Source organism: Lentisphaera profundi (assembly GCF_028728065.1).
GTDB classification, from domain to species: domain Bacteria; phylum Verrucomicrobiota; class Lentisphaeria; order Lentisphaerales; family Lentisphaeraceae; genus Lentisphaera; species Lentisphaera profundi.
On the sequence record NZ_CP117812.1, the window covers coordinates 1395750 to 1418942 of the forward strand.

General features: G+C 42.2%; 16 protein-coding genes and 1 tRNA gene. 10 read left to right on the forward strand and 7 right to left on the reverse strand.

Annotation, left to right across the window (positions count from 1 at the left end; all coding sequences use genetic code 11):
* Positions 1 to 125: 125 nt before the first annotated feature.
* Positions 126 to 1379 (forward strand): Glu/Leu/Phe/Val family dehydrogenase, encoded by a 1254-nt coding sequence (locus PQO03_RS16900; protein WP_274151937.1) that lies wholly within the window; start codon positions 126 to 128, stop codon positions 1377 to 1379.
* Here PQO03_RS16900 and bioF read toward each other — a convergent pair whose 3' ends face one another.
* The 5 genes from bioF to PQO03_RS16925 form a co-directional block, all read right to left on the reverse strand.
* Positions 1380 to 2522, reverse strand: coding sequence for an 8-amino-7-oxononanoate synthase (gene bioF / locus PQO03_RS16905; protein WP_274151939.1), 1143 nt, complete (start codon positions 2520 to 2522; stop codon positions 1380 to 1382).
* Entirely contained in the window at positions 2515 to 4410 is a 1896-nt protein-coding gene (locus PQO03_RS16910; RefSeq protein ID WP_274151940.1) for a protein kinase domain-containing protein, read from the reverse strand. Before PQO03_RS16910 ends, bioF begins: the two co-directional genes overlap by 8 nt.
* Before the next feature lie 85 nt (positions 4411 to 4495).
* On the reverse strand, positions 4496 to 5209 hold the full coding sequence (locus PQO03_RS16915; RefSeq protein WP_274151942.1) for a hypothetical protein: 714 nt from the start codon (positions 5207 to 5209) through the stop codon (positions 4496 to 4498).
* Between the two features lie 15 nt (positions 5210 to 5224).
* On the reverse strand, positions 5225 to 6871 hold the full coding sequence (locus PQO03_RS16920) for a fatty acid CoA ligase family protein (protein WP_274151944.1): 1647 nt from the start codon (positions 6869 to 6871) through the stop codon (positions 5225 to 5227).
* 11 nt (positions 6872 to 6882) lie between these two features.
* On the reverse strand, positions 6883 to 8052 hold the full coding sequence (locus tag PQO03_RS16925; protein ID WP_274151946.1) for a phosphoribosyltransferase family protein: 1170 nt from the start codon (positions 8050 to 8052) through the stop codon (positions 6883 to 6885).
* Positions 8053 to 8274: 222 nt separating this feature from the next.
* Here PQO03_RS16925 and PQO03_RS16930 point away from each other — a divergent pair, with 222 nt between their 5' ends.
* From PQO03_RS16930 to PQO03_RS16940, 3 genes are read left to right on the forward strand one after another with little or no spacing between them, the layout of a single operon-like run.
* Positions 8275 to 8727, forward strand: coding sequence for a PTS sugar transporter subunit IIA (locus PQO03_RS16930; protein WP_274151948.1), 453 nt, complete (start codon positions 8275 to 8277; stop codon positions 8725 to 8727).
* A gap of 2 nt (positions 8728 to 8729) precedes the next feature.
* Complete coding sequence (locus PQO03_RS16935; RefSeq protein ID WP_274151950.1) at positions 8730 to 10265, forward strand: formylglycine-generating enzyme family protein; 1536 nt, start codon at positions 8730 to 8732, stop codon at positions 10263 to 10265.
* 1 nt (position 10266) lies between these two features.
* Positions 10267 to 11223, forward strand: coding sequence for a tyrosine-type recombinase/integrase (locus tag PQO03_RS16940; RefSeq protein ID WP_274151952.1), 957 nt, complete (start codon positions 10267 to 10269; stop codon positions 11221 to 11223).
* Here the strand turns inward: PQO03_RS16940 and PQO03_RS16945 are convergent.
* On the reverse strand, positions 11220 to 11855 hold the full coding sequence (locus tag PQO03_RS16945; protein WP_274151954.1) for a thiamine phosphate synthase: 636 nt from the start codon (positions 11853 to 11855) through the stop codon (positions 11220 to 11222). The two genes, PQO03_RS16940 and PQO03_RS16945, sit on opposite strands and share 4 nt — an antisense overlap.
* A gap of 109 nt (positions 11856 to 11964) precedes the next feature.
* Between PQO03_RS16945 and thrS the strand changes: the two genes are divergently transcribed.
* The 6 genes from thrS to PQO03_RS16975 all read left to right on the forward strand — a co-directional run bounded on the left by thrS (position 11965) and on the right by PQO03_RS16975 (position 22416).
* Positions 11965 to 13770, forward strand: coding sequence for a threonine--tRNA ligase (gene thrS, locus PQO03_RS16950; protein ID WP_274151956.1), 1806 nt, complete (start codon positions 11965 to 11967; stop codon positions 13768 to 13770).
* Between the two features lie 532 nt (positions 13771 to 14302).
* Positions 14303 to 16045: an AMP-dependent synthetase/ligase gene (locus PQO03_RS16955; RefSeq protein WP_274151958.1), complete on the forward strand. Its 1743-nt coding sequence runs from the start codon at positions 14303 to 14305 to the stop codon at positions 16043 to 16045.
* A 10-nt stretch (positions 16046 to 16055) separates the two neighbouring features.
* Entirely contained in the window at positions 16056 to 18344 is a 2289-nt protein-coding gene (locus PQO03_RS16960; protein WP_274151960.1) for a 3-hydroxyacyl-CoA dehydrogenase/enoyl-CoA hydratase family protein, read from the forward strand.
* Between the two features lie 10 nt (positions 18345 to 18354).
* Positions 18355 to 19536: an acetyl-CoA C-acyltransferase gene (locus tag PQO03_RS16965; protein ID WP_274151962.1), complete on the forward strand. Its 1182-nt coding sequence runs from the start codon at positions 18355 to 18357 to the stop codon at positions 19534 to 19536.
* A 48-nt stretch (positions 19537 to 19584) separates the two neighbouring features.
* Positions 19585 to 22011, forward strand: a complete 2427-nt coding sequence (locus PQO03_RS16970; RefSeq protein WP_274151964.1) for an acyl-CoA dehydrogenase — start codon at positions 19585 to 19587, stop codon at positions 22009 to 22011.
* Positions 22012 to 22334: 323 nt separating this feature from the next.
* Positions 22335 to 22416 (forward strand) — tRNA-Leu (locus tag PQO03_RS16975).
* A gap of 240 nt (positions 22417 to 22656) precedes the next feature.
* Here PQO03_RS16975 and PQO03_RS16980 read toward each other — a convergent pair.
* Positions 22657 to 23154 carry a 3'-5' exonuclease gene (locus PQO03_RS16980; protein ID WP_274151966.1) on the reverse strand — a complete coding sequence of 166 codons (498 nt, stop codon included), beginning with the start codon at positions 23152 to 23154 and terminating at the stop codon, positions 22657 to 22659.
* Between the last annotated feature and the right edge of the window lie 39 nt (positions 23155 to 23193).

A 23193-nucleotide genomic window follows, 5' to 3' on the forward strand; every position in this document is an offset into this window, starting at 1 on the left:
ATTATAGTTAATTTATGACACAAACGACAGAAAAAGAAATAATTCACAAGATATTGTTATATCTTACTATGTAATTGAGGGCTTTAGTGGTTTAAAATATAAGAAAACTATAGGGAGTTAATATCGTGGATGAATTATTCAAGAATGTCATTACCATTTTCAATGAAGCCAGTAAAACAGCTGATATAAGCACTTCTATACATACGATTTTAAAGCAACCAAAAAATGAAATAATCGTCAACTTTCCCGTGCGCATGGATTCAGGAGAAATGAAACTCTTTAAGGGTTACCGAATTCAACACAATAACATACTAGGCCCTTATAAAGGAGGCTTTAGATTTCATCCTCAAGTAAATCTCGACGAAGTTAAAGGCCTAGCCATGCTAATGACCTTAAAGTGCTCCCTTGTAGGTCTGCCCTTTGGAGGAGCCAAAGGTGGGATAAAATTCACCCCTAAAGATCACTCACAGGCAGAGCTCGAAAAAATAACCCGTCGCTTTGTTCATGCTCTCGGAAATAATATCGGACCTAATTTTGATATCCCCGCCCCCGACATGGGAACTAATGCTCAAACGATGAATTGGATGATGGATACTTTCCTTAATACTTCTGGCTCACTTGATCGTCAATGTTTAAAAGGTGTTGTTACCGGTAAATCCGTGAAAGTAGGAGGAACAAAAGGACGGGCGCAAGCAACCGGATACGGTGCTGTTATGTGCATAGAAGAATGGGCGAAACAACACAACCACGACATAAGTCAAAAAACCTTTATTATCCAAGGTTTTGGTAATGTTGGTTCTTGGGCAGCAAAGAGACTTGACTCACTTGGGGCAAAAGTCATTGCCGTAAATGATTGCGTGGGAACACTCCATATGAAAGACGGCATCCCTATTCGTCAACTTTCTGAGTATGTGCAAGAAAATGGAAGTTTAGAAGGATTTATGGATCAAGAACTTTTGACTAGAGAAGAATTCTTTGCCATGAAAGCCGACGTCATGATTCCCGCCGCACTCGAAAATCAGATAGGTAAAGATGAGGCTAATGCAGCTCAGGTTACACTTATTGTGGAGGGTGCAAATGGCCCAATCAATAATGAAGGTGATAAAATATTAACGGAAAAAGGAATTGAAATCATCCCTGATGTATTAGCCAACTCTGGCGGAGTTATTGTTTCTTACTTTGAATGGCTCCAAAATCGCTCTAATGATTACTGGCATGAACACCATGTATTAGAAAAACTTCATGACAAAATAATACAGGCTTATCATGAAGTGCACGATTTAAGTATCGAATTAAATATAAGTAAACGCCAAGCAGCTTATATCAAAGCCCTAAAAAACATTGATGAAGTTTATACGGAACGAGGTATTTTCCCTTGATCAAAATAGATTAAGAAGGTATTTGACTTGTTTATCACTATGAAGACTCGATAAAGTTAAGCGCAAACGACTGGTCCCTTTGGGGACCGTTGGTGGCCTTATAGCAGGAACTAAAAATCCTTTAACTAAAAGCTCTTTCGATTTCTGTAGAGCAGCATGCTCTTCACCGATAATGATGGCTATGATAGGACCTTCGCCATCAACAACCTTATATCCCTTGTTTTTTAACACGTCCCTTACTCTAGAACAGCGCTCTATTAGCATTTTTTGTTTACTTTCGTACTCCTGCTGATCGAGTAATTCTACTGCTTTTAAATTAGCTGCAATCACTGCTGGTGGCAAGGCTGTAGAATATATATAAGATCGACAGCTATTCACTAAATATTTTTTCAAAGTTTCACTCATACAGGCATAGGCACCAAAGCTACCAAAAGCTTTAGAGAAAGTCCCTAGCAATAAGTCCACGCCCTCTACTTCAGCAGTGGGCCCCCTACCCTTTGATCCATAAACTCCGGCGCCATGTGCATCATCCAAATAAAGAAATGCCCCATGCTTTTTAGATAACTTAATTAAACCCTCTAAAGGTGCCTTATCTCCATCCATACTAAAAACTGTTTCTGAAATAATAATTTTATGCTCTATGTCAGAATAGCGCTCCAATAAACGATTCAAAGAATCCATGTCGTTATGATGAAATCGCTGAAATTTAGCGTTAGATAAGCGAATCCCATCAATTATTGACGCATGAACAAGCTTATCAGCTAAGATCAAAGAGTCTTTATTGGCTAGGGCTTGAATGATTCCCAGGTTTGCTTGAAAACCACTATTTAAAACCATTGCCGCTTCAGACCCCTTCCACTGAGCAATTTTTTTTTCCAACTCTGCATGAATAGGCAAGGTCCCACAAACTAAGCGAGAAGCAATTGACGAAGTCCCCATAGCTTCAACTGCCTCTTTGGAGGCTTTTATTATACGGCTGTCTCTGTGCATCCCCAGGTAACTATTGGATGAAAAATTAATGAGGACTTTCCCATCGGAGATATATTCAACATCATGACTATACTCATAAACAGTCTCCTGCCTCAAGAGCTTTTCTTTCTCAAGTTTTTTTAACTTATCTTCAAAAATCTTATTTTCATACATCCTTTAATGCATCCAAAATTTTAGGGGGCTCACTAGGGTTAAAAACTTTAGTTCTATGCTTTTTCCCCTGAGCATGCTGAAGAGATTCGGAGTAAAGTGAATAATTCTTTAACTCTTGTAATTTTTTACTGAAATGAATACGGAAATCTTTTATCCCTTCATCGCTTAACTCTTCTTTGATTCTTTGTAATTTGCCAAAAGGAGGGATCGCTTCGTTTGGCCACAAACGCATATTTCGATGAACCAAGCTTTTTCCATCAGTATAAGTTCTATTGATATTGAGTGAACTTATAATGGTTGTCGAGGTTCTCGCCATGCTCGGAGCATTTTTTGTGTAATCAACAAAGTCACAAAATAAAGTCCAACTCGTTATCGATAAGCGTGTCGCATTGTTGTCTGTAGCTATACCCATCTCCACTAATCCAGCGATCACGGGACGAACTCTTTTAGTCGGAATTTTTAAATTATTTGCAACTTCACTCATCAGCTCTTGCATGGGTATACTTATGTGACCTTTTGTATCTAAACTGCCGTACACGGCCATCAGCAGACGAACCTGCATAATCACTTCAAAGGTACAATCAGCCACAATCATGGGGTGGGCAATATCATCCATTTCACGTAAGCGTTTAAATAAAGAACTCATCATTCCCTGAAACCAAGGAGGTAATTTCTCAATCTGCCTATGTAAACATTCATTAGAGATTTTAATACACTTAGTATGACTCGTGGTGCTTACTGAGGCAGATCGAGTCTCTTCAGTTATCAATGCCATTTCACCAAAAACATCACCCGCACCTAAATGCGTAAGGATGTGTTTTTTACCATTGATCCTTTTGTAAACTTCGACCTCACCTTCCACAATCAAATAGGCATCATTGCCTAATTCGCCATGCTTTACTATGACCTGGCCCTTCTTATACTCGACTTTATTGGAAATGATTTGTCCAGACATAAATCCATCAATGGCACTCGTGAGTTCTTCTACAGTTTGGAATCGCTCTGAAGGAGCCGTTGCCATCGCTTTTTCGATGATTACACACAGCTCTACTGGGATTTGTTTTTCCAAAGATAAATCTATGACAGGAGTCAGCTTATTAAGCTCAGATCTTTCAATCGTGTCACTTAAATTAGAGCCCTTAAAAGGTTGCCTATGAGTGAATAAGTGATAGAGCGTGGCTCCTAGTAGAAAAATATCTGATAACTGATCGACATCTTCAACGTCGCCCCTAGCTTGCTCAGGTGACATGTAGCCAGGACTTCCTTTAATGGTCCCATCCATTGTGTTGGAATTATTAGTGGGAGCATAAGGAGTTTCTCCATCTTCCTCATCATACTCCCTCTCTTCTTCACCTAAATATTTTGCTAAGCCCCAGTCCATGAGCAAAACTTCACCAAAAGATCCCACCATAATATTTTCTGGCTTAATATCACGATGGACGACACCGTTAAAGTGAGCAAAAGAAACCGCATCACAGACTTTTCTGAAAATTGTAAGAAGTGTGAATTGGCTATAGAAATTTAAAAACTCTTCCTCGCCACTGCTCAATAGCTTAATGACCTCTGATAAGGAGTCGCCCTGTACGTATTTCATTGTAAAGAAAACTTTACCTTTAGAGTCGACTCCTAAGCTGTGTACGGGGACAATATTTGGATGCTCTAAGCGACCAGTAATACGAGCCTCTTCAATGAATTGTAAAACTCTTTCATCATCTTTAGCTATTTTATCCAACATGACTTTAAAAGCAATGTCACGATTTAAAGGCATGTCGTATTTGCGATGGACTTCTCCCATCCCACCTACTTCTAGCAATCCTCTGTCCTCGAGTTCCTCACCCTTTTTTAGTCCTCTAAGTCTTTTTACTAATTCCTTAGCTTCATGTTCCATGAACTTAATGTACCTATCCTATTTATCGTGAGGCATAATGTAAGCCTTTAAAAGACGCTTTAAAAGTTTTTCGTGCTTAAATTGCTTAAAATTTAAATAAATCTTTAGGGTAACTTAAGCCATAATCTCCATCGTGCTCATTAAATTTTATCTGCATATCACCATAAGGATTTTTAAAATAAGCTTCTTTTGGCATGGAGCGGTTATTTTTCTTCGTAAAGCCTTCAAATTGTAAGATCCTGTCGGGCTTATCAAAATCCAAACTTCCCGTCTTCCACATCACTTTTACTGGCCCCAGATATTTTTCTGAAATCCAAACTTTTGCATATTCATCCTTGTCGGGATCGGCTAATAAAAAGACGCGGCACTTAATTCGAGCTAAGCCTAAACTCTCAGATGAATACTCTTTCATTAAATCCCAATACATAAATGAAAGACTAAAATCACCGGGTCTTAACTGTAATTGATCATAGAGTTTTTTATCAGAAGATTCTAAGATTTTAGTTTGATGTAGATCACCAAACTTATACTCAACTTTTATCGCATCATCTTTTAATTTAGTTCTTACGATTAAACTATCTTCGCGCATAAGTACGGATAATACAAAAGGATAGCGTGCTCGTTTCCCAGTCTTTGGACGCGTATTAATATTACCCTTCATTTTAAACCATGAATCACCAATCATTGCTTTTCTAGATAAATCTAAAAAGGCTTCGGTTTTCATTTTTGAACGATCTTCTGCTGCCCCCGCCGTCACAAGAAAACACATACATAGCAGATTAATAAAGCTATTTTTCATTTCACACTCCTTTTATTAAATTTCTTTCTGAGCCCACGCTCGCAAGAGGTCGCGTTTGATTTTTGCATTATGGCGAACATCTACGGGAAAAGAATCTTTAAACAAAAATCTACTGATTTGCACATCCGGCAAAGTTTTTTTCAATAAAGCCCGCAATTCACCGCTAATGCTATTTTTTCTTTCTTCATTCTTTAATATATTTAAATCGTTAGGCTCAAGGATTAAGGCCGCTTCATTTTTTAGCGATACCAAGGCACTGCGTTTAATATCCTCGTGTAGGTTGAGAATATTTTCGATTTTATCGGTACATAAAAAGGTCCCATTCATTTCCACTCTTTCATTCTTTCTACCACAGAACCATAAATATCCGTCTTTATCAAAGTAGCCTAAATCACCCATGCGATGCCAGACTTTTTCACCATCATAAATTTTAGAGTTTTTCGTGCCTTCAGTATTGTTGTAGTATTCATGGGTTGTAATAGGTCCAGAGTTGACGATCTCGCCAACCTCGCCCGACCCTAGTACTAAGTTATCTGACCAATCCTCTATAGCGCCATCAGTGATTTTAATAATTTGAATATCATATTCACCAGACATTGCTCTACCAACGCATGTGCCTGCACCCAATTCAGAGCGACGGGCACTAAAGCTAAGGACATCACTGCCTTTCATACTCGTCAGAGGAAGTGACTCAGTGGCGCCATAGGGAACAAAGATTTCGGCACCTTCCGGCAAAATGTTTTTCAAATACCTGCGATGGACATCAGGCTCTACTGAACAACCCGCCATAACTAAGCACCTCACAGAACTTAGTTTGCGATTATGCTCTTCGCAGTAATCAGCCATGACTTTCCAAAAAGCTGGCGAGCCAAAAGAAAAAGTCACATTCTGCTCTTCAATAATCTGTAAGATTTTTACGGGGTCAGCTGCTGCGGGTTTAGATGTATCCATATCCGGAATAACTGTCGGCATCCCCATACACACGGCAAATAATGCAAACAGTGGAAATACACTCATATCCATATCAGCCGCAGTAGCACCATAGGATTCTTTAATAACATCTAACTGAAAATTAAATATTTTACAGCTATAAACCACTCCTTTTGCAGGGCCGGTGCTTCCGCTAGTAAATAGCAACGCAGCCATTTCGTGCTCTTCCATCTGGCATGCAGGATAAAACTTCTCTTCGTAGCTTACTGAATTTAAGTTCTTGACTCCAAAAATGGGACTATAACCTAAGCTCCAAGAAATTTTAACACTCGCAAAAGATTGGCTTTGAAAGATTTTAAATAAAAATACCGCAGGCAAAGCAACCAATGCCTCTGCTTGAGCTTGCTCAACACAATTTAATAAATGCTTTTTCCCCATTCCAGGATCAATAAAAACGGGAACGGCGCCTAATTTAAACAAGGCAAAAGTAAGGGCGCACAAATCCGAACCCGGCTTCACTCCCAAAAGGACTCGCATACCTTTTTTTATACCTGAATCTGAAAATGCGCGCGCATACTTTGAGCTCAATTCTTCAAGCTGAAGAAAAGTCAAATGCTTGTACACTCCCGCACCAGAGACTTTATCGCGTTTGTACAACTCAATAACAGCACGTTTATGAGCCTGTTTATCAACCTGAGCTTCTAAGCGGCATGCTATGTTTGCATTGTTCATAAAAAAACTTTTTATTTATTCCCAAAAGCAGAAGAAATATGGTGCTTCCAACGTGGATTCTTTGAGCTGATATCTACACTATAAAGTTCGCCCGCAGAAGACGGCTTCTCTTTGCCGCCAATGATGGTATTGAGCTTATCAGCAATCCAGTTTTCCAATTTCAACACAGTGATTTTTTTACGTAAACGTCCTTGCTGATCTCTGTTTAAAATAGCCGGAATAGTATTTGTTGTTACGATTTCATCAATCGATGGGTCGGCTAATTTTTCGCGACTTTCCGCTGATGAGTGAAAATGAGTTACACAGAAAATAATTCTTCGTGGTTCGTATTTTTTGAGTATGCGACAGCACTTAACAATCGTAGTTCCCGTCCTAACCATATCATCAAAAACGATGACATCTTTTCCTTTGATATCTTCCATGCCAATATCAGAGTCTTCGCTAGGCTCCATCTCAATAGCTCTTTCTCCAGATCTCACTTTATCCATTTTTAAGATAGGTGGGGTGATATGAGACATCTCATTTTGAATCATTTCAACGAAAGGAACCGCACCTTTATCTGGTGCACATAGTATCGTTTTACCAGGATCGACAATGCCAGAGCTAGCTAGGTAATGTGAAAAAATATCACAGGGGACATAATTGTGAAAACCACCGCTTAGCTCTTTTTGAAATAAGCTCTGTGTAGAGTATGAGTGATTGTGAATGGTGAAAGCCTGATCAACTCCAGCAAGAGATAGGAGCTGAGCATAAAGCAATGCAGTGAATGGCTGACCATCAAATTTCTTCCTTAGATCCGCCCCGCGGTCTTCCTTAAAAAATGAATGTTCATGCCTAGGGCCTCGGTCTTGGCAGGAGTAAAATAAGTCAGGCTCCATCAAAATAACCTGCTCTGCCCCGTTATCTTTTGCAGCACGTGCAATAACTAAATTACGCATCGAAAGTGAGTTGCGTGAAAAGGTAAGTGATTGGGTTGAAACAATCACCACGGTCTTACCTTTCAAGTAATAGCCAATATCTTCAAAGGCAGTTTCGTCATTAATAAAACGAGGGCAGAATTCTGAATTCTGAAAATCTTTCAAAGCTATAAGATCTGAAACATCAACGATTTGACCACAAGAATGCGCCACATCAATTGCAAAAGGATTGTCTGAAGTGTTACCGATAATTATCGTATTCATTTTAGTTTCTACGCCCTATTTATTTGTGATAAAAAAATCACGAAAAACTAGGGGTGTATGTACTCTTTTCAAGACAGTTTTTTTCAAAGTCCTTGCTTTTTAATTTTTGATATCTTAAAAAAAACAACATTTAGTCACAATTCGACCTTAAAGCTTAATAGACATCATCCACTTGAGTGTTAGATTAGCGATCAAATAAAATAAATGAGCTAGCCATTACCAGTGAAATTAGTTGACTACATAGATCGCCAAAGAATTATTTTCCTTGATTCTACTGAGGTCAACTCAGCACTAGCAGAAATGGTGGATGCTTCGCAAAGTAAAATAAATAATTCAGCGAATTTCCTCCAAGCCTTAATAAACCGTGAAGAACTAATGAGTACAGGCTTCGGATTCGGAATCGCCTACCCACATGCAAAGACTGATGATGCAGAAGAGTTTTTTGTAACTATTGGCATCAGCAAGCCAGGTATTGACTGGAAATCTTTTGACCAAAAAAAGGCTCAGCTTATCTTTATGATTGGTGGCCCTGATGGTCAACAAGATATATATCTTAAATTATTAGCGGGCTTATCAAGCTTTCTTAAAAATAGCCAACTTCACGATCAACTTTCTAGCTTCTGTGAAGATATTGACTCATTCTACCAATTTATCGTTGAAAACCTGAACCAATAAACATGAATCAAAAACGTCCTCCAAGTGCAAAGAAATTTATCCGCAAGCAAAATACTGATGTGGATGAAGGTAAACGTGTCCTCAAAGTAAGAAAACCTGGTGGTCAAAGTTCTCATATAAAAGACACCAAAACTGGTGGCTTAAAAATTAAAGGTGCCTCAAACCAAACGAGCTCTCTGAAAATTAAAAAAGCGGGGCAAGAATCTCGACCGGCAAGTAGTAAAACTTCAGGACTTAAAATTAAAAGTGCTTCAACTCAAACGGGCTCACTGAAAATCAAAAAAGCCGGAAATGATTCCCATCTTCCCGATACAAAAACGACTGGTTTGAAAATAAAAAGTGCTTCAAATCAAACAAATGCTACTGGCCTTTCCATTAAAAAGGGCAAAACAGCTTCACACATTTTACGACGTAGAAAAAGTGGCAATGAAACCGCTACCCCCGAAGGCCTCAATGTAAAACGACCCGGTGGTAAAACACAGGGTGTCGGTCTCAAAATCTCAGGGCGTAAAGACAAGTCAAAAATTGAAAAAATCCAAGCTAGTGTACTCAGTAAGACAAGTGTTCCTGAAGCAGAGGACTTTAAACTCAAGTCGGCTGGCAATAACACTCTCAATGAACAGGCCTTTCACGCTCATACACCAAGTAATGGCCTTTTTGGTAATATAAAATCTGCTGTCAAAAAAGAACTTACTCCTGCCAAGCCATTAAAGGTGGCTGCCGCCATAGTAGATCCTTTATTGTCCACCTCTGATACGCCAGCTCAATCAGCACCAGAGGTACAAGAAGCACCCGTCCCAGAACTAGCTGCACCAGCTCAAGAAGCTGCACTAGAACAAAAATATCAAGATGCTGTAGGCACAGAATTCTGTTTAATCCCAACTGGTAACTATGTAGTGGGCTCAGATAATCGCCCTCACGAAATCAATGTCCCTTTCGGTGTCAGTAAGTACCAAATAACCAAAGAACAATTTTTTACATACTTAACTGAATCAGGCCAAAGCTTCCCTCAGGAAGAACTCGATAAAATCAATTCTATTGCACCTTATGCAAACTGCCCTATGATAAATGTCAGCTGGAATGACGCTAAGAATTACTGTCGCTGGCTCCGCAAGAAAACGGGTGAATATTATAACCTGCCTACTTCTTACGAATGGGAAGCAGCTGCACGCGGTACTTATGGTCTTCATTACCCTTGGGGTGAGCAAGCACCCACTTTGGAAATAGCTCTTTTTAATGATGGTGTAAACGAACCATTATCCTGTTCTTCTGTTGATTATTATAGCAATAATTGTAGCCCCTTCGGTGTCACTGGCATGGTCGGCAACGCGATGGAATGGACCAACGACTCATTTGATGATGAACGTGATCCGCACATTCTTAAAGGCGGCTCATGGCGCTCACCAATAGATTTCTGTAATACTCATTCAAGCGTGGTTTCTTACCCGCCTAGCCGTCGTGAAGATTATTTTGGTTTTCGTATTATCCACGTCCCCGCTGAGTATTTCAAAGATTACTACGTTGCTAATATGACCTAAGATGGATCTTCCTTTTAAAGACAAAGCACTCTTGGCATTCTTTAAATATTTGAAATCTGAAAAGAACTTTTCGATCCATACTCAAAAAGCCTATTTTTTTGATATCCTTGAATTCATTATCCATAACTGGGATGAAGATGCGGTCGAAGCTACGAATTTAGACTGGTCTAAAATAGATAAAAATAGTGCTAAAAACTATATCTATACTCTTCAGCAAAGTACCATCGCGAAAAATACTCTACTGCGCAAACTCTCCTCACTGCGAAGCCTCTATCATTTCTTTCAAAAAGAAGAACTTCAAAGCATCAATCCTTTTGTCGATATAAAAGCCGCAAAAAAAGATAAGACTCTTCCCCTCATTCTCTCCCGTGAAGATATCTCTTCTCTACTCAAAGCTCCCACTGAGTACTGGAGTCAGCAAAAAGGTAAAAACAATGATTTCCTAGCAAGTCGTGACACTGCCATTTTTGAGATCATCTATAGTGGTGGCCTACGTATTCAAGAAGCCCTAGATTTAACTTTTGAGCAGATTAACCTTGAGGAGTCTACACTCAAAATTTTAGGTAAAGGAAAAAAGCAACGCATTGCTTATTTAGGCGAACCCGCAAAAAAAGCCCTTTCGGCTTACTTTGACTGTCGAAAAAATGCTGAACTGTTTTGGGCCTCACCTCGTGAAGCAGTCTTTATCAATCTTAAGGATCACAAAGTCATTAGTGCTCGCTCAGTACAGAGGAACTTAAAAACTTACCTCAATCATTGCCAGCTCCCGCCTGATATCACACCTCATAAATTACGCCACTCTTTTGCCACTCATTTACTTGATGCCGGCGCTGACCTGCGCTCAGTTCAAGAACTCTTAGGACATGAGAATTTATCGACAACACAGATTTACACCCACATTTCCGCAGACCGACTTCTAGAAGCTTACGATAACGCTCACCCACACGCTCAAAGTTAAGCTTGACCTCGGTAATTATCTAAGATAGGATCTTTGTAGAGCTCTGAACATATTGCTACATGATGAACACCTACAGCTTTTAATAAATGAATATTATCTTTATTAATGCCACCAATAGGATAGACTTTATTAGCCTCGATCAAAGTAAATACATCTTTAATAAACTCAGGTCCTTTTGCTTGCAAACCTTGCTTTGTCGTCGTTTCAAAGACAGTTCCAACTCCCACATAATCAAGGACACCAGCTTCAATTAAATCTTGAGCTACTTTTGCTTCTGTTAAAGACCTCACAGTTAAGCCAATAATTTTTGATTCTCCCAAAATTTCTCTCGCACTCACGATAGAGTCATCTCCCTGACCTAAATGAACCCCATCCATACCCATCTCTTGACACAAATCTATATGGTCATTCATAATCACCTGACAGTCAGGATTACTCGCTTTGATAATCTCAAAATACTTTTTTGCTTGATCAAAAAGTGCATCTCCAGCGAGTTCCTTGATACGAATCTGAATAAGTTTTAAGCCTGGCGATAAAGACTTTAATAAGCTCCCATCCTTATCCCACTTTCCTGCCACAGTATAATCATAAATCCAATAAGCTTCATTGGCCTTCAATAATGCATCATTCATCGTCTACTTAAATCCTTGGGAAATATTTTTTCATACTTGCCCCAAATGCATAAAGGCATTAATATGAGCAAAATTTTATTTAATCTAAAGCTTCTTGGAAATATTACTCATGGATGAAAATTCAAACCTCTATAAAATACGCCACTCAATGGCTCACGTTCTTGCTCAAGCAGTTCAAGAAGTCTATCCCAAAGTAAAACTCGGCTTCGGCCCTCCAATTGAAACGGGCTTCTTCTACGATTTTGATTTTAGTGAAGAAGAATTCTCTGAAGACAAACTCAAAGAAATCGAAAAGCGCATGAGAAAAATCATTGGTCGCAAACAAGAATTCCTTTACAGCGAAACTGATCTCGATGGTGCCGTAGCAAAATTAGAAGAACTCGGTGAAGGCGATTACAAAATCGAGAATGTGCGTAACCTTCATTCACGTGGAGTTGAGAAATTCTCCTTTTACGAAAACGGCAAATTCACTGACCTCTGTGAAGGACCCCACGTTCCCGATACGGGTGCCCTCCCCGCCAAAGCTTTCAAACTCGATCGCGTTGCTGGTGCTTACTGGTTAGGTAGCGAGAAAAATAAACAACTCACACGTATCTATGCACTCTGCTACGAAACACCGGAAGAACTTCAAGAGTTTTTAGAGAGACGTCGTATTGCTGAACAATTCGATCACAAAAAACTCGGTAAAGAACTCGATATCTATCACATCGACGACATGGTTGGCAAAGGTCTTCCCCTATGGTTACCAAATGGTACCGCTATTCGTGACGAAATCGAAAAGTACGCAAATGAAATGGAATTCCGCTATGGCTACAAACGCGTTTCTACTCCGCATATCGCCAAAGAAGAGCTCTACCTAACTTCTGGTCACCTTCCTCATTACGCAGACTCTATGTTTCCTCCTATGGAAGTTAAAGAGCACGACAACGATGAGTGTACTGAAAAATTCTACCTCAAGGCCATGAATTGCCCTCACCATCACTTAATCTTCAAAAGTCGTCCTCACTCATACCGTGACCTTCCTCTGCGTTATGCAGAGTATGGTACTTGCTACCGCTATGAGAAATCCGGTGAACTTTCAGGTCTCTTACGCGTAAGATGTATGACCATGAATGATGCCCATATCTACATGAGCCTCGACCAATTCGAATCTGAATTCCGCCGTACAATGGAAATGTACAAAGAGTTTTACGATACTTTCAAATTGACTCAGTATAGCTTCCGACTCTCAGTCAGAGATGACTCCGAGAAATTTGTGGGTGATCCAGCACTATGGGCCAAAGCAGAAGCTTTATTAGCAAAAGTTATGGACGAAATGGAAATCCCTTATTATATCGGCGAAGGCGAAGCAGCTTTCTACGGTCCTAAAATTGATATCCAGTTCAAAAACCTCATGGGTCGCGAAGAAACAGTCTCTACTATCCAAGTAGATTTTCAGTCAGGTGATAAATTTGACCTGAAATTCGTTGATGCTGAGGGTGATGACCAAGTGCCAGTCATTATGCACCGTGCACCTCTCTCCACTCATGAACGCTTCATTTCCTTCTTATTAGAATACTATGGCGGCGCTTTCCCGACTTGGTGTGCACCTGTTCAAGTTTGCATGCTTCCAGTACAAGAAAGTTGCCTCGAGTATACCAATGCTCTTGCAGATGAACTCACTGGCGACTTCTTCCGTGTCGAAGTTGACAATAGTAATAATACTTTTAATAAAAAGATTCGTACCAATACCAAAAGAAAAATACCTATGCTTCTCATCATCGGTGAAAAAGAAGTCGCAGAAGGAACTCTCACAGTTCGTCGCTACGGATCACGTGATCAAATTACTATTCCGCGTGAAGAATTTATTCAAAGCTTCAAAGCTGAAGTTAAAGAAAGAAAAATGTTACGTGAACCCATGGGTTCAATTATATAGTTCTTTTCTAAATACTTTATTTAAAGCCACTCTGACTTAGGTCACAGTGGCTTTTTTTTCACTATAAGCAGAAATAATCTAGAGTGTTTTAATACCCTTTCTAGGTGCTCTGCACCGATAGAAATCAGCGTACACCGCAAGGTGTATGACTGTGTTACGAAAGTAAATAAGGACCCAATAGGGGTCCGACACTCTATGTCGACCTCATTAGCTGAGCCCAATCTCCTTTATACACGGTGCTTATCAGTACACCTTACAATATGCAAAGCATCATGTTTATAATATTTTTATTCTTGAATCAACCAAATCCCTACAAAATTTTAAAAATAGTTTTTCTTAGAACTAAGCATTCAAATACTGCGCTTAATGGTCCCTTACGTAGTAAAGACTTATTTTACTGATCAAGACAAATTCATCTTCTTCATTCACACCCAAATACTCATTTTAATTTTATTACTTAAAAATTTGTTTTTTGATCCCTGCCGAATTATCTTTTTATAGAGAGTCAATACTTAAAGCCAGGGAGAATTTCATGCAAACAACGCAGGATAATATAGACACGTCTGTATGTACAGTTTCACAGCTCTTGGAAATAGGCCTAAGGAATTCTTCGACAGATACATTTTTATCTGATTGGAATGGAAAATCTTGGGATACCATTAGCTACAAGAACTTTTACGATACGGTTCATGAAATTGCTTACGGGCTACTTTCACTCAACTTAGAACCAGGTGCAAAAATTGCACTATTCGTCAATAACGATTCTCGCTTCTGCCTCTACGATACAGCCGCTTCCATTGCCGGTTTCATTACCGTACCACTTCACCTTACTTTCAATGATCAATCGATTTCCTATGTACTTGAACATAGCGAGGCCACGCTCTGCATAGTCAATGACAAAGCTCAATACCAAAGACTCAAAGAACTCAATCCCAAAATTCAGTATCTACTTACTGATGAGGAAGATATTGAAGAAGCGCTCAGTGGCCCTGGATTAATCAAAAATTCACAAAAGGTGGCGCTTCCCAAAATCACGGGTGATTCACCACTCACAATTATCTACACCTCTGGAACCACCGGCCAACCTAAAGGCGTCCTGCTCGATCATAAAAATCTCATCATTCTCAACTCTATTGTCGTTTCAGATTTATCGGATTGCATTAAAAAACACGATCGAGAAATAAGCTTCTTACCCCTGAGCCACATCTTTGCGAAATCTGCCATTTATCGCTGGCTCTGGCATGGCACGAGTGTTTACTTCACCAACCCCGACCAAATCATGATGCACATTGCGATGGTCAAGCCCCAGACTTTCTCGACTGTGCCCCACCTTTTAGAAAAAATATATCTTCATATTGCTAATGGTGCCGAGAACAACCCTCAGGTCGATCCTCAAATCTATCAAAAAGCCTTTGAGTTTGCCCATGTCTATGATTCTACTAATGCTGAGCATCAAGCTATGTATCAAGCTTTCTCGCCGATTTATCAGGCATGGCAAAATATCTTTGGTGGGGAGCTATCATTTATATGCAGTGGTGGAGCTCACCTCAGAACCGAGCTTTGTCGTTTCCTCAATAATGTCGGTATCATCATTCTCGAGGGCTATGGCATGACCGAGGCACCGGTCCTTTCCGTCAATCCTTTCCGCGCCCCTAAACCTGGGACTGCAGGCAAAGCTTTTAGTCATACAAAAATCAAGATTGCCGAAGATGGCGAAATTCTTGTGAGTGGTCCTCAAATTATGGAGAACTACTACAAAGACCCCGAAGCTACCGCCGAGGTTTTGAAAAATGATTGGTTGCATACCGGCGATATTGGTCACATTGATGAAGACGGTTACCTCTATATCACTGACCGTAAAAAGAATATCTTTAAAATGTCTACGGGTAAATTTGTTATCCCGACTCCGCTCGAGACCGCACTTAGGGCCGATCCCTTTATTGCTCATGTACTCGTTATAGGCGAAGATAAACGTTTCTGCTCAGCGCTTATTTTTCCCGAGCTCAGCCTGCTTCCGCGCTTGGCAAAGAAATTCCAACTCGACTCACTCAATCCCCACGAGATATGCCAAAGGCCTGAACTCAGAGCCTATTATCAAGGCCAGATCGATAAAGCCAACACCCAATTACCCAAGTGGTCACAAATTAAACAGTTCCAAATTATTCACGAAGAGCTCAGTCCCTTAAATGGACTGCTCACTGCAACATTAAAAGTGAAGCGCAAAGCTGTCAAAATTAATTACGATCACATCATTCAAGAAATTTATAAAAAATAAGGAGTGTATAATGAGTAAAATTAACCACGTCGCCATTTTAGGTGCAGGAGTTATGGGCTCTCAAATAGCTGCTCACTTTGCTAATTGTGGATTCTCGGTAAGCCTTTTAGATCTCACTAGTTCAGGAAAAAGACCTTCACTCATCAGTGAAAACGCCATCAAGAAACTCCTCAAGCTCTCTCCTTCCCCTCTCTACACACCACAAATAATTAATAATATTACCGCGGGAAACTTTGATCAAGATTTTAAAAACCTCAATCAAGCGGACTTAATCATTGAAGCGGTGATCGAAGATTTAAGTATCAAACAAAACCTCTGGGATCAAATCTGTAAACACGCTCGCAAAGACGCTATCTTAGCAACCAATACCAGTGGCTTACCCCTAAAAAATATTGCCAAACACTTTTCATCCAAATCACTCAAACAGTTTTTCGGGGTTCATTTTTTCAATCCGCCCCGTTACCAAAAATTGCTTGAGCTTATCCCCGGCCCCAAGACTAAGCCGGGCCTACTAGAAGAATTTGCGGAATTCGCCAGGCTGCATCTGGGCAAAGGCATTGTCGTTGCCAAAGATACTCCCAATTTCATTGGTAACCGCATCGGTTGTTACGCCATGCAGAAATCCATGATGCCGCTCTTTGAAGATGGTTTCACTATTGAAGAAATAGATATTCTTACCGGACCACTCATGGGTCGTCCCAAGTCAGCGACTTTTCGAACCCTTGATCTCATTGGTGTCGACACCATTCTTTATGTCACTGCTAATCTTCATGCCGCCATTAAAAATGATGAATGCCGCAATGAGTTCATTATGCCCACCCCTGTCAAAAAAATGGTCAAACAGGGCCAGCTTGGCGCCAAAAGTAAAAAGGGCTTTTTCTCAAAAATTGATGGCGAAATTCGCTCCATAAGTTTCGATGACTTCGAGTATCATAGCCCTAAAGCAATCAATTTAGAAAATGTCGCCAAATACAAAAAAATACCTGACCTCGTCAAACGCCTTGGCGCCCTCTACGATGATCCAGGTCGCATCGGCGATTTTTATCGAAAATTCCTGCTCTCCTTACTTTCTTATTCGGCCCGACGCATCCCCGAAATCTGCCATAATCATCAAGATATTGATAAGGCTATGAAATGGGGTTGGGCTTGGCAAATGGGGCCCTTCGAAATTTGGCAGGCGATTGGCTTCCAAAAAATATTAACTGACTTAAAGGCTTTATCCTACCCCATACCCGAATGGATAAGTAGAGTTGATCCGAAAGTGGGCTTCACTCAATCCAAACCACCTTTTATCGATCAATTCACCATCAAGCAAAAACGCATGCGTCTCATCATAGATTACAAAGATGCGCGCTTACTTAATTGGAAGCAAGGAATATGTGTTTTTGAATTCACTGGCAAAGCCAATACCATCAGCTCAAACGTTCTCGATGGTATCATTGATGCCGTTGGCTATGTAGAACAAAATGACGATTTCAAAGGTATCCTTATTGCCAATGACTCCTCCATGTTCTCTGCAGGTGCCAATCTCGCAGAAATGGCCGGACACGTCCAAAATCGCGACTTTGCCCCCATCAATGATGTCGTTAATAAATTTCAGCAAATGAGCCAAGTAATTCACTACTCGAAAAAACCCGTCATCCCCGTAGTGCAAGGACGTGCACTCGGCGGTGCCTGCGAAGTTGTCATGGCTGCCCCTCATGCAGTTGTCGCCCAAGAATCTTATATGGGCTTAGTCGAACTCGGTGTGGGTCTAATCCCTGCTGGTGGCGGTACCATGCGCATGGCCAAACTCGCAGCGACTATGGCTGCCGAACAAAAGGCCTTCCTAGTGGAACCTCTGCTCAGGCAAAATTGGTTAACGATTGCCATGGCAAAAGTCAGTGCTTCTGCCCTCGACGCTCAGCAAAAACATTACCTTAGCCCCAATGCCACCCTAGTGACAAATCCCGAGCGTCGCCTCCACGTAGCGGCCCAAGTCCTGCTTCAGCTCAGTGAACTGCCCTACCGCGCTCCACAAGCCTCTAAATTCCTCGCACTCGGCGCAAATGCTGCCAGCACTTTCAAAGCGGGTGCCTACAACATGCTTCAGAGTCACTTCATAAGTGAGTACGACTATTTCTTAGCCTGTAAACTTGCCCACGTAATTTGTGGCGGAGAACTCACCAGAGCGACCATGGTCGATGAACAATATATCCTCGACTTAGAGCGCGAAACTTTCCTTTCCTTATTGGGAGAAAAGAAAAGTCTCGCTCGAATCGAGAGCATCTTAAAATACAATCGCCCACTAAGAAACTAAGGAGCCACAAATGAATAATGTCTACATCGTCAGCTCAGTTAGAACTCCTGTGGGTAAAGCCAATCGCGGCAGCCTTGCCCACGTCGCTCCACTCGATTACACCACGGCAGTATTTAAAGGTGCCGTGGATCGAGTCAAAAATCTCAAGCTAGAGGATATCGAAGACCTCATGATTGGTTGCGCCACACCCGAAGCCGAACAAGGCATGAATATGGCCATGCAGGTCGGTCAGGCTGCTGGTCTTGGTGATCATATCACTGGCGTCACCATCAATCGTTTTTGCGCCTCAGGTCTGCAAGCGATTGCCATGGCCCATCAATCCATTGCCTGTGGTCACGCCCAAGTCCTTGCTGCGGGTGGTTGCGAATCCATGAGCCTGCTCACCCTCGGAGGAAACAACTTTGTTGCCAACCCTGCACTTAACAAAATCTTTCCTAATGCCTACCTCAATATGGGCAATACCGCAGAAGCAGTGGCAAAGAAATATAAAGTCTCCCGTGCGAGTCAAGATAAATTCTCTTTAGCCTCACACGATAAAGCTTTGCGCGCCATTGATCAGGGCCTCTTTAATAATGAGATTATACCTCTCGATATCGACCTCAATTACTATCATGAGGGACAATTAAAAAATCGCAAATTTCGCTTCAGTACTGACGAGGGCCCCAGAGCGGGTTCCACCCTCGAGAGCCTTGGTAAACTTCCACCCGTCTTTAGTGTCGGAGGCTCGGTAACCGCGGCTAGCTCATCACAAATGTCCGATGGCGCCGCCTGCTCCATTTTAGTCAATGAACAATTTGTCGAAGAACGCAATCTCGTTCCTCAAGCAAGACTCGTCGGCTTTGCCGTTGCCCCCGTCCCCGCTCACCTCATGGGCATGGGGCCCGTCGCAGCCATTCCCAAAGTACTCAAACAAACCGGACTCGAACTCAAAGATATTGGCCTCATCGAATTGAACGAGGCTTTTGCCTCACAATCGATTGCGGTAATTAATGAGCTCGGCTTAGATCCCAAAATCATTAACGTCAATGGCGGCGCTATTGCCCTAGGTCACCCACTTGGTTGTACTGGTGCTAAACTCACTGCCACCCTGCTCCATGAAATGGAAAGGCGTTCACTGCGCTATGGCATGGTTACCATGTGTGTTGGCGGCGGTATGGGTGCAGCCGGGATTTTCGAAAATCTAAAAATATAAGAAGGATGATAACTACATAACACATTTTATTAACGAACGGAGAACAATATGAACTACTTAGCCAATACCTCACTTTATATATCCATACCCTTATTTGTTTTAATTCTTACGGTATTGGCTTATAGGAATTTTCCCGGTTTTTTCTGGGTCATTGCCATAGCTCTATTTGTAGCGGGCTACACCACTTCCCCTCTTCCGCTCATTATTGTGCTTGCGATTTCCGCAATCTTTATTATCCCCCCCATCAGAACCATGCTTTTATCCAAACCGATCATGGCTTTTTTGGGAAAGATTGGCTTGCTACCCGCTATTTCTCAAACCGAACGCGAAGCCATTGATGCCGGCACTGTTTGGGTAGAGAAAGAATTCTTCTCTGGCAAACCCGATTTTAAACGGATTTTTGCTCAGTCTTATCCCTCACTTAATGCCGAAGAACAAGCCTTTTTAGATGGCCCCACGGAGGAACTCTGTAAGATGGTCAGTGACTATGATATTGCCTGCCGTGGTGACCTCACCCCCGAAACTTGGGCATTCATTAAAAAAGCCGGCTTCCTCTCAATGATTATCCCCAAGGAATATGGCGGCCTCGCCTTCTCTGCCCTCGCGGTTAGCTCGGTTTGCTCAAAACTCGCTTCTCACTCGAGCCCACTCAGTATCACCGTCATGGTCCCCAACTCACTCGGCCCAGGTGAATTGCTCTCCCACTATGGTACACAAGCTCAAAAAGATCATTACTTGCCACGCTTGGCCGATGGCCGCGAAATCCCCTGCTTTGGTCTCACCGAACCCATGGCAGGCTCAGATGCGGGCTCGATCTCATCCGAGGCCGAGATCTTTAAAAAAGAAGATGGCGAACTTTACTTGCGCTTTAATTTCAAAAAACGTTACATCACCCTTGCAGCCGTTTCCACTGTCATTGGCCTCGCCTTTAAATTGCGTGATCCGCAAAACTTTCTTGGCAAAGGAACTGAACTCGGTATTACTTGTGCACTCATCCCCAGTGATGCCCCCGGTATCCGCTTAGGTCGACGTCACGATCCCTTGGGAGCCTCTTTTTTCAATTGCCCCATCAATGGCGAAAACGTCGAACTCCCACTCGAAAAACATATCATTGGTGGCTTAGATGGCGTCGGTATTGGTTGGAGAATGCTCATGAATTGCCTCTCTGCTGGCCGCGCCGTTACCCTACCTGCCACTTCCACTGGCACGAGTAAAATGTGCAACCGTGCCGTCGGTGCCTATGCCAAAGTCCGCAAGCAATTCGGCATGTCTATTGGTCAATTCGAAGGCATCCAAGAAGCCATGTGCGAAGTCGGTGCTTATAACTACATGCTCGAAGCTGCACGAATCTATACTTGTGGTGGCGTTGATAGCGGCGAAAAACCCTCCGTGGTTTCAGCCCTAGCTAAATATCATTTTACCGAGACTGTGAGGAAATCTATTAATCACGCCATGGATATTAGTGGTGGCTCAGGCATTTCCCGCGGGCCTAAAAATATATTTGCGAATGCCTATACCTCCACCCCCATTGCCATCACTGTGGAAGGCGCCAATATCCTCACCCGTACCATGATTATTTTTGGTCAAGGACTCATTCGTTGTCACCCAACCGCCATGGACGAAGTTAATGCCATCGAGAATAACGATGCCAAAGCCTTCGATAAAGCCCTCTGGACTCATATCTCCTTTGTCGTTTCCAATCTCACTCGTGCCAAGCTGCTTACCCTCACTCGCGGTTGGCTCAGCCCCGTCCCTTCCGGTCCCTTTAGCAAATACTTACGTCGCATTAACTGGGCTTCCGCACTCTTTGCCACCTTCGCTGATATGGCCATGGGCTCCTATGGCGGTGGACTCAAACGTGCCGAGCGCATCACTGGTCGCTTTGGGGATATGCTTTCTTGGATGTACTTCGCTTGTACCATCATCAGACGCTATGAACATGAGGGCCAAAAGAAAGAAGACCTCGCCCATGCCACTTGGGCACTGGATTACTGTATGGAAAATATGTCCACTGCTTTTGATGGCATCCTCCAGAATATCCAAGTACCCCTACTCAGCCCCATCCTTAGAGTTGTGCTCCGCCCCTTCTTTCGTCTCAATTGCTTTGGCTCCGGTCCCGATGATAAGACCGGTAGAAAAATTGCCTTGGCAATGATGACCCCTGGTGAGCAACGCGATCGCTTCTCTTATGGCATGTATATCCCTTCATTCGAACGACCCGGCTTGGGGCAACTCGAAGATGCCTTTGTCGATTTAAGCAAAGCCGATGTGCTCTTGGCCAAAATTAAAAAATCTGGCGTCAAAGCCAAGCACCCAACACAAATGATCAAAGAGGGACTCGAAAATACCTCCATCAACGAAAAAGACGCGAGCTTCCTGACCCACACCATACATAAATGTGAAGACGCCATCCAAGTCGATGAATTTAATGTCGATGATTATGCCGCCACCCGTTCACCCTCCGCACTCACTTAGATTAGACCGCTACGCTAGAAGAAGCTAGATCGTTCATTTCATTCACTGCAGATCGGCTCAAAGAGCCTGCGGTAGGCAGTTAAAACTTGAATCCTAAACTTGCGTAGCGAGTGCAAGCTAAGCTTGGAACGAGCTCAAGCTAAGCCGCAGGCGCTCACCCTTCTCATAGCTCACTTGTGAGCGGTCTTTCAGGCCGAAGGCCGATCTTGCTTCTTATAGCGCAGCGATCTAAAAACTAGCACGCTAGTTTTTTTCGCTATTTGTCGCTCAACTCAGCTTGAAAGCCCCATAAAAATCGCTAATGTCCTCACTTCAGTTCACTTGCCGAAGTGGCGGAATTGGCAGACGCAGGGGATTCAAAATCCCCCGCCTTCGGGCGTGTGGGTTCAAGTCCCACCTTCGGTACTATCAAGCACTTACGTTAATTCGTAAGTGCTTTTTTTTTGTACCCTGAAACCTCTTTTTGTAGCACTATCCGCCCGTGTGGCAGCACTATCCGCCCGTGTGGCATCACTATCCGCCCGTGTGGCAGCACTATCCGCCCGTGTGGCAGCACTATCCGCCCGTGTGGCATCACTATCCGCCCGTGTGGCAGCACCTCCCCGCTGGAGTGAGGCGACCCTCTCCCATTAGTTCTTACACCACCTAGCCCATTAATGAACGTTTATATAATTCTGCACAGGCACGTGCATCTGATAAGGCATCATGATGCTTGAGAGGAATACCGAAGTGATCACAAAGGATATTAAGCTTTGCGGGTTTGAAGCCTTGAGCTTTATAAAGTTTTACGGTGCATACCCAACGCTCAGCCACACCCAAGTCGGCATAATCCAAATCGTAATACTCCATTGATCGAGTCATCACACTACGATCAAATGATTCATTATGTGCGACCACTAATTTACCAGTGAGGCGTTTTCTGATTTCGGGATATAGATCTTCAAAATCAGCTTTGTACATTGTATGATGTGGTTCAATTCCATGAACATCTATGTTGCGCCAACTATATTCATTATTAGGTGGCTGAATCAGCTCGCTATACTCATCTACGATAACGCCCTTCTCTACTGTAATAATTGCCACAGCACAAGCACTATTTCGCTTTGCCGTGGCAGTTTCAAAATCTATTGCTACAAAGTCCATTCATTAACCTTACGTATCTTTTTCTCACTCATTTCATTT